The sequence below is a fragment of the Campylobacter sp. P255 genome (assembly GCF_003627915.1).
In the GTDB taxonomy this organism is placed as follows: domain Bacteria; phylum Campylobacterota; class Campylobacteria; order Campylobacterales; family Campylobacteraceae; genus Campylobacter_D.
Map to the genome: position 1 here is coordinate 43,889 of NZ_NREN01000011.1, position 10,671 is coordinate 54,559.

Below are 10,671 nucleotides of genomic sequence, written 5' to 3' on the forward strand. Positions count from 1 at the left end.
TAAACAGCCTTTATGGCTGTTTTTTATTCTTTAAAATTTCCTCTTTCCTCTTTTCTAAAATCACTGCATCATTTAAAGCATCTTCACTATCATTTAAAATGGTAAATTTATAATCATCATCAAATTGCTTGTTTTTAATACCCCAAAGTAAAGCACAAATTGCCAAAAACAAAGCAAGTAATGAAACTCCAATCATCATCATTAAAACACCATTCATTTTCTTATCCTTAAAGCATTTAAAATTACTATTATACTACTAAATGACATCGATAAAGCCGCAACTAGCGGATTAATCAAACCAAAAAAAGCCAAAGGCATACTCAAGGCATTATAACATAAAGAAAAAGTTAAATTTTGTCTAATGATATAATATGTTTTTTTTGCTATTTTCATGGCTTTTTGTAAACTTTCAAGATCATTTTTTAACAATACAATATCACTATTTTCCATAGCAAGTTCTGAACCTTCCTTTAATGAAACCCCTACCCCAGCATAAGAAAGCGCCAAAGCATCATTAACCCCATCTCCTACCATTAAGACTTTAGCTTTTTGATTTAAACTAGCTATAATTTGCATTTTGTCTTCTGGCATACAAGAGGCTTTATAGTTGCTTATTTTTAATTTTTTTGCAACTCTTTCTACAGCAAAAGGATTATCCCCGCTAAGCATATAAATTTGCATTTTTTGATTTTTAAGAAAATCGATCAACTCTTTAGAATTATCTCGAATTTTATCCTCCAACTCAAACACCGCCATAATCACTTTGTTTTTTGCAAAAATAAAATGAGTACTTTCAAAAGATTGGGTTTGAATATAATTTTCTTTTAAAAATTTCTCATTACCACCAAGCCACTCATCATTTCCTAAAAATGCCTTATATCCTCTTGCCTGGAAATTTTCTACCTTATCAAATTCAATTCTATTATATTGCTTTATATTTAAAAATCGCAAAATACTTTTTGCAACAGGGTGGTTGGTTAAAGATAAAAAACTCACCAATTCATTATGATCTAGCGTTTCATCTAAATAGTATTTTTTTACTTCCAAGCTCGCCTTTGTCAGCACTCCTGTTTTATCAAAAACCGCTATATTGCATTTACTTAAATCTTCTACTACACCAGCTTCTTTAAACAAAATCTTTTCTTTTAACCCTGTGCTAATTGCTACCAAAGAACTCACAGGAGTAGCTAAAGCCAAGGCACAAGGACATGCAATAATCAATACCGAAACCATGCGTATCATGGCCTCTTCGAAACCTAAATTCAACACAAAAAAAGTGAAAGCAAAACACAATAGAGCGCAAGTTAAAATAATAGGAGAAAAATACCTACTAACTTGCTGCACCATTTTTTCTATTTTTGCTTTTTTGGTACTTGAGTTTTCAAGTAAAGTGATTATCCTTGCTAATTTAGAGTCTTTATATAAAGCACTCACTTTATACAAGGCATTACCACTTAAAACCAAAGAAGCAGAATATACAACATCGTTTTTTTGCACATCAAGTGGTAAGCTTTCTCCGCTTAAACTAGAAACATCTAAACTTACATTACCACTGATACACACCCCATCAATTAGTATCTTATCTCCTTCTTTTAATTCGATAATATCTCCTATTTCAACTTCTTCAACATCGGTGTTTTTGATTTCTCCATTTTTGAAAACTCTTACCTCGCTTACCAAAAATGAACGCAAATGATCAAGCGTATCCAATGCTCTTTTTTTACTCAAAAGCTCTAAGTATTTTCCTATAAAAACAAAACAAATAATCATTGCAACAGAGTCAAAATAAACCTGCGAAGCCCTTGAAAACATAGCCCAAATAGAATAAATATAAGCCAAACTTGCTCCGCTAATAACCAAAGTATCCATATTGATGTTCTTAAATTTTAAGGCATAATAGGCGTTTTTATAAAAAACAGATCCTGTATAAAAAAGCACAGGAGTACACAACAAAAACTCCGCAAAATGCAAAATATCTTTAGTATCTGCATCCATACCACTAAAAAAACCCGCATACTTTGCAACAGAAATCCACATAATATTCATCACACAAGCTATAGCAACGATTAATTTTGCATAAAAGTCTCTTTTGGTGTGTGTTGCTCTTTGTTCATTTTTGGTAGGCAAATACACACTCGCTTTATAACCTATACTTTCTATATTTTGTATAATTTGTGCTAAGTTAATACTTTTATCATCAAAAACAATCCTAGCCTTATGAGTGATAGAATTAATATCAACCTCAACCACTCCTTCGCTTTTAATGAGAATTTTCTCATTCAGCCAAACACAAGCAGCACAGTGAATTTCTTCTATAAGCAAAAAGATTTCACTAAAACCTTCTTTAGTTTTTTGAATATACTTGCCATAGTCTTTATTGATATGTTCTATAGTCACTGGATTTAGAGTTTGACTACCTAGTTTTTCATAAAATTCCTCTAAGTTGTTATCGTGTAAAATTTCATAAACACTCTCACAACCCTTACAACAGAAATAATTTCCATTTTTTTCTATCATTTGTTCTTGTTTAAAACTTAATTGACAATGCTTGCATTTCATTTTAGACTTTCGTTGTTATTTTTTACTATTTTATCATTTTTTTAAAACAGCAATTTTAAAAATTATTTACAAAGCTATATTATAATTTCAAAAATTTGACAAAAAAGCGTTTTTTTGAATAAAATCTCGTATTCATTTTAAATACTACATTTTCTACATTTTAGAGGATATATGGAAAATACTAAAGAAAAAAAACACCAAAGAACACACATTCCAGTGGAAGGTTATAAAATTGAAGATTTGAAGTTGCTTGACTTAGAAAGCTTAGTTAAAATTGCCAATGAAGCAGAAATAGAAAATCCAAGAGAATTTAGAAGACAAGATCTTATTTTTGAAATTTTAAAAGCACAAACTAAAAAAGGCGGCTTTATACTTTTTACCGGAATTTTAGAAATTTCACCAGATGGCTATGGATTCTTACGCGGAATGGATTCTAATTTAAGCGATAGCGTAAACGATGCGTATGTATCAAACTCGCAAATTAGAAAATTTGCTTTACGTGTGGGAGATATTGTTACAGGTCAGGTTAGAGAACCTAAAGATCAAGAAAAATACTACGCTTTATTAAAAATCGAAGCAATTAACTACCTTCCTTTAAAAGAAGCTAGAGAAAGACCTTTATTTGATAACCTTACTCCGATTTTTCCAACCGAGAAAATCAAATTAGAATATGATCCTTTAAAACTCACTGGTAGAATGCTTGACTTATTTGCCCCTATAGGAAAAGGTCAAAGAAGTTTGATTGTAGCACCTCCAAGAACCGGTAAAACCGAGCTGATGAAAGAACTAGCAACCGCCATTGCCAAAAACCACCCTGAAGCTCACTTGATCGTACTTTTAGTAGATGAGCGTCCTGAAGAAGTTACAGACATGCAAAGATGTGTTAAGGGTGAAGTTTTTAGTTCAACTTTTGACTTACCTGCTTATAATCATGTTCGCGTAGCAGAACTGGTGATAGAAAAAGCAAAAAGGATGGTAGAAACAGGTAAAGATGTGGTTATATTGCTTGATTCTATTACAAGATTGGCAAGAGCTTATAACACCGCTACACCAAGTAGTGGTAAAGTTTTAAGTGGTGGGGTTGATGCGAACGCGCTACATAAACCAAAACGCTTTTTTGGTGCAGCTAGAAATATAGAACATGGAGGCTCACTAACTATCATAGCAACTGCTTTGATAGAAACTGGATCAAGAATGGATGAAGTTATTTTTGAAGAATTTAAAGGTACAGGAAATAGCGAAATCGTTCTTGATAGAAATATTTCAGATAGAAGGATCTATCCTGCAATTAACATTATAAAATCTGGCACTAGAAAAGAAGAATTGCTCCAAGGCGTCGAAAAACTGCAAAAAATTTGGGCGATTAGATCAGCCATATCTCAAATGGATGATATTGAAGCATTAAAATTTTTATACTCAAAAATGCTCAAAACTAAAAGCAATGAAGAGTTGCTCTCTATTATGAATGAGTAATAATGTTACAAGCACTTGCTGTTAAATACAGACCCAAAAATTTTAATGAACTTGTAGGACAAAACACAGTTTCTACAAGCTTAAAATATGCGCTTGAAAATAATCGCTTAGCACATGCTTACTTGTTTTCAGGACTGCGAGGGAGCGGTAAAACATCGAGTGCAAGAATTTTTTCAAGAGCCTTAGTGTGTGAACAAGGACCAAGTGCTAATCCATGTGGAGAATGTTCTCAGTGCCTTGCTTCACTTAATGGATCCAATATTGACATCATAGAAATGGATGCTGCAAGCCACAGAAGCTTAGAAGATATCCAAGAATTAATAGAACAAGTAAAATATGCTCCATCACTAGCTAGGTTTAAAATTTTCATCATTGATGAAGTACATATGCTCACTCCACAAGCAGCAAATGCACTACTTAAAACCTTAGAAGAGCCGCCAAGCTATGTTAAATTTATACTTGCGACAACTGATCCTTTAAAGCTACCTGCAACGGTTCTTTCAAGAACACAGCATTTTAGATTTAAGCAAATTTCCACTCATGATATCTTAAATCATTTAGAATGGATTTTAGATAAAGAAAATATAAATTATGAAAAAGAAGCTTTAAAACTCATAGCAAGAAGCGGAAATGGATCTTTAAGAGATACTCTAACTTTATTAGATCAAGCCATAGTATATTGTCAAAATCACATAGAAACACAAAAAATTACTGCGATGCTAGGCTTTTTAGATCCAGCTAAGATTGAAGAATTTTATCAAGCTATCTTAACCAATGAGAAAGATAAAGTTCTTGAATTTTTAAAAGATTTTGAAGACTATGAGGCAAGCAATGTAATAGATGAAATGATATTTTTTCTAAAAGAAGCATTTTTTGCCAAAAACAATTTATTTTCTATGTTAATTTATGAAAGATTTTTTAGAATACTTTCACGCGCCAAAACTATGTTAAATTCTAGTGATGATGATAGTTTTGTGCTTTGCGTTATGGCTTTTATGTTAATAGAAGCAACCTATCTAAAAAGCATTGATGAGGCTATCGATACAAGTGATAATTTAAAACCATACGATATATCAAAAAACATACAGCAACAAAATTTACCTTCAACACAAACTACCAAAGATGAAAAACTCAATCCATACGAAAGCTTATTAAAGGCTATCTATAAAAGAGATTATGATTTGGCTGAAGTTTTTAAAAAAACTACACAATTTATCTCTTTTGAAGATGATATTTTAAATATTAGCTCACATGCTCAAGATGAAGATAGAAAAATTCTAAATAATGGATTTAAACTAATCAAAACTCTACTTCATGAACTTTTTGGAGAAAAAGCACAAATAAAAATTCAAAAAATAGAAAAAATAGACACGCAAAAACTACAGGATATATTCAAAACCCCTATAAAGCAAGAAGTAAAAAGCACTCCAAATTTAAATGAGCATTTTGAAAATTTTAAAAAAGATGCTAAAAAATACGATCCCAAAGACGAAGCCAAAGAAGCGCTTAACAAGCTCTTTGGCTCCCCATCAATTCAAAATTAAAAACTACCATTGATCGAAATATAAATTCTTCTTCCTTCTTCAATACGGTTATAAGTGTTTACCCAAGTATCTTCGCCTTTGTTTTTATAAGAATCCCATGCATTTGTAAAACTTTTATCAAAAAGATTATAAATTGCCGCATTAATGTTCCAATTTTTATTGATATCATAACGCACACCCATAGAAGCTAAAAAGACATCTTGATAATATTCTCTATTAATATTTGTATCACCCATATAACGATCTATTTGCCATTCACCTTTTACCCATGGAGTGAATTTATTAAAGATATTATAGCTTGCTTTTAACATGATGTTGTGTTTTAAACTATCAATTTCTGGCTTTCCTATCGCAGCCTTATCTTGTGCATCTTTAATTTCGCTATCAAGATAAGTATAAGCTAAATCTAAATTTAGGTGTTCTATAGGAGTAACCCCTGCTCCAAGCTCTATACCTTTATACTCAACCTTGCCATGATTAATCGCTTGATAACAAGTATCAGCTTCACATTTTCCAATACCAGAAATCATATCGCCATTGCTAAATTTTTGACTAGAAATTTTATCTTTGAAATTTGTTAAAAAGCCGGTTGCTGAAATATAAAATAAGTCATTATTATAAACAGCGGCTAATTCATAATTAAGCGAAGTTTCTTCTTTTAAATTCGGATTTCCATACATAGGGTACTTACCCTGTCCTCCATAATTATAAGTACCTGCTATCAATCTATTAGCATATGGGGTTCTAAATCCTGTTGAAACACCACCTTTTAAAGTAAGTTCACTAGTAGGATTATAAACCAAATAAGCTCTTGGAGAAATATTATTTCCAAAAATTTCATGATGATTATACCTTGCGCCAAAAGTAAATCTTAAATCATCTCTTATGCTATATTCATCTTCTGCAAAAAGAGCTAATAAGTACTGATCAAAATTTGTAGGATTAGCGATTTTATCTTGCATTTTTTCGAGTCTATATTCACCACCCACGCTTATAATGTGACTTTGACCTAAAGGTATAACTGATTTTGTATCTACAATAATATCTTCAGCAACTATATCTCTATTTTGTCCCAAAAATGGTTGACCTGCTTGACCAACTACCTCTCGCCCATCATTACTAACACGGTTATACTGCAAGGAAGAAGTAATCGAAAAATCTTCATAAACACCCTCATGGCTTAAATAAGTTACTAGCTTATCTACTTGCATAGTGTCTGTATAGCCACCTGTTAAAGCACCATTATCACCAGATGGCTTAGTCAGTGTTCCTAGTTGTCCTTTTTTATTATCATAATGATTTCTTGAAAAATCGATATCAAATATCAAAGTATTATAATCATCTACTAGATAATTTAACCTAGTTCCTAAGTTAAAATTATTAGCTTTTGTGGGACTTTGAGCCTGATCGCCTTGCACTCTTTGTCCACTTCCATTGCTAAATTCAACATTTGACTGTTCTCTATAAAACTCTCTAAAACGCAAGGTTAATCCTAGGCGATCATTCATTAATGGACCACTTGAATATATACTTGTACCATAAGTATTACCCCATTCTTTATGTGCATTAAAAATACCGTCTAAACTAACTGATGTTTCCCATTTATCGCTTACTTTTTTTGTGATGATATTTACAACACCACCTAAAGCTTCAGAACCATATAAAGTACTCATTGGCCCTTTTATCACTTCTATTCTTTCTATACTAGAAATTGGAGGTAAGAAAGAATTTGAAATCTCATTAAAGCCATTAGGTCCAACCTCCCCACCTATACCTTGTCGCCGTCCATCAATCAAAACTAAAGTATAACCCGTAATACCTCTCATGGTAATATTATAAGAGCCTGTTTTTCCTTTATTTGCAAATAAATCTACTCCAGGAATATCTGCAATTGCTTCAGCAACATCTCTATATGGCTTACTTTCTAGTTCTTTTTTACCAATCACACTAATAGTCGCAGGAGCTTCCTTAATATCTTGAGAAAACCCCGAGGCGCTCACAATGGAGCTATCTAACACAACCTCTTGCGATAAAGCACTTGAAACCAAAAGATTAGCAACACAAAATGATAAAATGTATTTTTTCATTATTTCCCTTTGCTATATTTACTCTATGTTTTAAAAATTGAAATATTATGATAATAATTATTAATTTAAAATAAATTTATTGTATCAATTATGATAATTGTTATTAATAAATGATTTAATTTTAAATACTATAATCACAAAAATTAAACAAGAGTGAGAAAAAAATGGAATTTTTAAAAACTTATATCGATTTGATTATTTTTGTGGTCTTAGGTTTTATGGCATTTATTGCTATATGGTGTACAATCGAGCGCATTTTGTTTTTCAGAAAAATCAACTTTAATGATTATCCGCGCCAAGAAAATTTTGACGATGCGATCAGTGAAAATCTTACTATGCTTTATATTATCTACACCAATGCACCTTATGTGGGGCTTTTAGGAACAGTAGTTGGTATTATGATTACTTTCTATGATATGGGATTAAGCGGGGATATTGATGTTAAATCTATTGTGATAGGTTTATCATTAGCACTAAAAGCCACAGCATTAGGGATTTTAGTTGCCATTCCTTCACTGATGGCTTACAATGCTTTACTAAGAAAAATATCACTACTAAGCAACTCATATCGTATTTTTAAGGAAAAAAATGCTTAAACTACCAAAAAACGAAGGTTTAAATATCATTCCTTTTATAGATATTATGCTTGTTTTACTTGCAATTGTACTCAGTATATCTACTTTTATTGCACATGGAAAAATAGAAATCCATCTACCACAAAGTGAAAATCCAAATAAAATTGATAATAATAAAGACAAAATAAGCATTCTAATCAATAAAGAAAATCAATTTTTCATCAACGACAAAGCAAGCTCACTAGAAGAAATAAATTTAAAAATCAACTCTATTCAACCCCAAACCATAGTAGAATTAAAAAGCGATAAAGATGCAAAATTTGAAAGCTTTATAAAAATCATTGAAATCTTAAAAAATAAAAATCACGAAAATTTTCAAATTTTAACAGAGCATAAAAGATGAGAACATTTTTAGCTAGCCATAAAAGTCGGTCTTTTTTTATCACGCTATTTCTTTTTATGCCTTTGTTTTTTGTATTGATTTATTCTAAAAATTTTATGCATATAGAACATGGTATGCCAAAAGAAGATAAATTTAATATAGCTATCAAGCAGTTTATACAGACATCTCAAACCACAAAACCAACGCAAAAAACTATGCAAGAACCAATCAAACCCATTGAAACAAAAAAAGAAAAGCCCATTGCTAAACCCAAAAAAATAGTCCAAAATACACAACCAAAACCAACAACCTTACCAAAAGAAAGCGCAATCCTCAAACAAGAAACAACACAACACGCCATAACAAGCAATACTCATGAAAACATATCCTTAAGTGGTAACAATAATGATTTATTAAAAGAAGTTAAGCAAGCCATAGATAAGGCTTTAATCTACCCAAGGCAAGCCAAAAAAATGCGTATGAGCGGCGAAGTCCTATTGGAATTTACGTGGACAAAAGACAAAAATTTATTAGACTTAAAAATACTTAAATCATCAAAATATAAATTATTAAACGAAAGTGCTTTAGAAACCATACGTATTGCATCTAAAAATTTTCCACAATATGACAAAACTTACCGTATCAAAATACCGCTCATTTATAAAATAAACTAAGCAAATTTTGCTTAGTTTATTTTATAAGTTGATGACCCTTATAAATACCATAAATTTTATAATCTCCATTTTTCAACATCAAAACCACAGGGTACTCTTCCTCATACCCTTGTTCCATTCCAGGACTACCTTGAGGCATACCAGGAGCAGAAACACCTATAACATCTTGAGGTTTGTTTTTCAAAAGCCAAGCAACAGCATCTTCTGGCACATGACCTTCTATCGCATAACCCTCAATCACACCTGTATGGCAACTTTGATACATAGGTTGAATATTCATCTTTTCTTTTACTTTTAAAAAATCATCACTCTTGTGTACTTGAACTTGATAACCTTTAGCTTTCATATAATCAGCCCAAAGATCACAACATCCACATGTAGGACTTTCATAAACATTTAATACTTTACTACTAGCCAACATTGATAATGAACTTAACGCAAGCGCAAGAACAATCTTTCTCATACATCCTCCATATTTTACACGCCACTATATAAATATAGCCACTTAATGTTACACAAATACCAATTATATAATTTTAAAGCAAACTGTTATTTCAATTTATCTAAAAACAAACGCGAGAATAAGCCAGAAACTTATTTCAAATTACATAAACAAATTAAGCGCTATTAATTTCTACTAGAAAATATCAATCAATAGATTACCATTAACTTCTAGTATCTAAACTCATTTAAAAATGATCTCACTTTGACAAATTTTACAAACTCAAACTAGGAAATAATCTATAAAAAGTATACAATCAATATTTACAGTAATAACCATAACAATATTAACAAACAAAACAACATAATTTAGACTTATTAAAAATATAAAAACATTATTTATTAAATTGCTAAAAATTACACCATCAAACCCATTCGCCAATCTCACTGCAAAAACCGCATTTCAAGTTATTTGGAGAATGTAAATTTTACATTTTATGTAACTGAAACTTTAAATATTATTCAGGGATTTATTAATCACAAGAAATGCTCTAAAGTTATACCTGAATATACTTTAGGGAACTCTAAAATTATTTATAAAGAAAAAGACGAATGGGGTTATTTCAACTTAATATCCATAATATCGCTATTTTGCATAGCTTTATCTAAGATAGGATTTTGAAATTTTTCACAAATATCAGACATACTCCCAATATTTTAAAAAGTATACTTATAAAATCCACTTTTCATAACTATCTCTTAATAACTCTTTGTTATATTCTTAGAAAGATATTTATTATATAATAACTAACCAACTAGCCAACTATCAGAATAATTCAATCACAATAACACAACTTAAAAGCTATAGCAACCAAATAAACCAACTCTATACAAAAACGCTACGCCCACCCCCCCCCACACAAACTACACAAACTA

At 31.0% G+C, this 10,671-nt stretch carries 9 protein-coding genes; 5 read left to right on the forward strand and 4 right to left on the reverse strand.

What is annotated here, in order from left to right; genetic code table 11:
* Nucleotides 1-10 precede the first annotated feature (10 nt).
* Entirely contained in the window at nt 11-217 is a 207-nt protein-coding gene (gene ccoS / locus CKA54_RS06540; RefSeq protein ID WP_120760778.1) for a cbb3-type cytochrome oxidase assembly protein CcoS, read from the reverse strand.
* On the reverse strand, nt 214-2,559 hold the full coding sequence (locus CKA54_RS06545) for a heavy metal translocating P-type ATPase (protein WP_120760779.1): 2,346 nt from the start codon (nt 2,557-2,559) through the stop codon (nt 214-216). The genes ccoS and CKA54_RS06545 overlap by 4 nt, the downstream gene beginning before the upstream one ends.
* Nucleotides 2,560-2,730: 171 nt before the next feature.
* Here CKA54_RS06545 and rho point away from each other — a divergent pair, with 171 nt between their 5' ends.
* Together rho and CKA54_RS06555 are read left to right on the forward strand one after the other, a co-directional pair.
* Nucleotides 2,731-4,032: a transcription termination factor Rho gene (gene rho, locus CKA54_RS06550; protein ID WP_039663099.1), complete on the forward strand. Its 1,302-nt coding sequence runs from the start codon at nt 2,731-2,733 to the stop codon at nt 4,030-4,032.
* Nucleotides 4,033-4,034: 2 nt separating this feature from the next.
* Nucleotides 4,035-5,576: a DNA polymerase III subunit gamma/tau gene (locus tag CKA54_RS06555; protein WP_120760780.1), complete on the forward strand. Its 1,542-nt coding sequence runs from the start codon at nt 4,035-4,037 to the stop codon at nt 5,574-5,576.
* On the opposite strand, the gene CKA54_RS06560 is transcribed toward CKA54_RS06555, so the two are convergent.
* Nucleotides 5,573-7,663 carry a TonB-dependent receptor gene (locus CKA54_RS06560; RefSeq protein ID WP_120760781.1) on the reverse strand — a complete coding sequence of 697 codons (2,091 nt, stop codon included), beginning with the start codon at nt 7,661-7,663 and terminating at the stop codon, nt 5,573-5,575. The genes CKA54_RS06555 and CKA54_RS06560 overlap by 4 nt on opposite strands.
* Nucleotides 7,664-7,827: 164 nt before the next feature.
* Between CKA54_RS06560 and exbB the strand changes: the two genes are divergently transcribed.
* From exbB to CKA54_RS06575, 3 genes are read left to right on the forward strand one after another with little or no spacing between them, the layout of a single operon-like run.
* Nucleotides 7,828-8,259, forward strand: a complete 432-nt coding sequence (gene exbB, locus CKA54_RS06565; RefSeq protein WP_120760782.1) for a TonB-system energizer ExbB — start codon at nt 7,828-7,830, stop codon at nt 8,257-8,259.
* Nucleotides 8,252-8,641, forward strand: a complete 390-nt coding sequence (gene exbD / locus CKA54_RS06570; RefSeq protein WP_120760783.1) for a TonB system transport protein ExbD — start codon at nt 8,252-8,254, stop codon at nt 8,639-8,641. Before exbB ends, exbD begins: the two co-directional genes overlap by 8 nt.
* Nucleotides 8,638-9,294 carry an energy transducer TonB gene (locus tag CKA54_RS06575; RefSeq protein WP_120760784.1) on the forward strand — a complete coding sequence of 219 codons (657 nt, stop codon included), beginning with the start codon at nt 8,638-8,640 and terminating at the stop codon, nt 9,292-9,294. The genes exbD and CKA54_RS06575 overlap by 4 nt, the downstream gene beginning before the upstream one ends.
* Nucleotides 9,295-9,310: 16 nt before the next feature.
* Here CKA54_RS06575 and CKA54_RS06580 read toward each other — a convergent pair whose 3' ends face one another.
* On the reverse strand, nt 9,311-9,757 hold the full coding sequence (locus CKA54_RS06580; RefSeq protein WP_120760785.1) for a DUF411 domain-containing protein: 447 nt from the start codon (nt 9,755-9,757) through the stop codon (nt 9,311-9,313).
* Between the last annotated feature and the right edge of the window lie 914 nt (nt 9,758-10,671).

What these genes read in the sequence shown, in the direction of transcription:
- ccoS (WP_120760778.1), bottom strand. Translation starts at nt 217, where the DNA reads ATGAATGGTGTTTTAATGATGATGATTGGAGTTTCATTACTTGCTTTG.
- CKA54_RS06545 (WP_120760779.1), bottom strand. Translation starts at nt 2,559, where the DNA reads ATGAAATGCAAGCATTGTCAATTAAGTTTTAAACAAGAACAAATGATA.
- rho (WP_039663099.1), top strand. Translation starts at nt 2,731, where the DNA reads ATGGAAAATACTAAAGAAAAAAAACACCAAAGAACACACATTCCAGTG.
- CKA54_RS06555 (WP_120760780.1), top strand. Translation starts at nt 4,035, where the DNA reads ATGTTACAAGCACTTGCTGTTAAATACAGACCCAAAAATTTTAATGAA.
- CKA54_RS06560 (WP_120760781.1), bottom strand. Translation starts at nt 7,663, where the DNA reads ATGAAAAAATACATTTTATCATTTTGTGTTGCTAATCTTTTGGTTTCA.
- exbB (WP_120760782.1), top strand. Translation starts at nt 7,828, where the DNA reads ATGGAATTTTTAAAAACTTATATCGATTTGATTATTTTTGTGGTCTTA.
- exbD (WP_120760783.1), top strand. Translation starts at nt 8,252, where the DNA reads ATGCTTAAACTACCAAAAAACGAAGGTTTAAATATCATTCCTTTTATA.
- CKA54_RS06575 (WP_120760784.1), top strand. Translation starts at nt 8,638, where the DNA reads ATGAGAACATTTTTAGCTAGCCATAAAAGTCGGTCTTTTTTTATCACG.
- CKA54_RS06580 (WP_120760785.1), bottom strand. Translation starts at nt 9,757, where the DNA reads ATGAGAAAGATTGTTCTTGCGCTTGCGTTAAGTTCATTATCAATGTTG.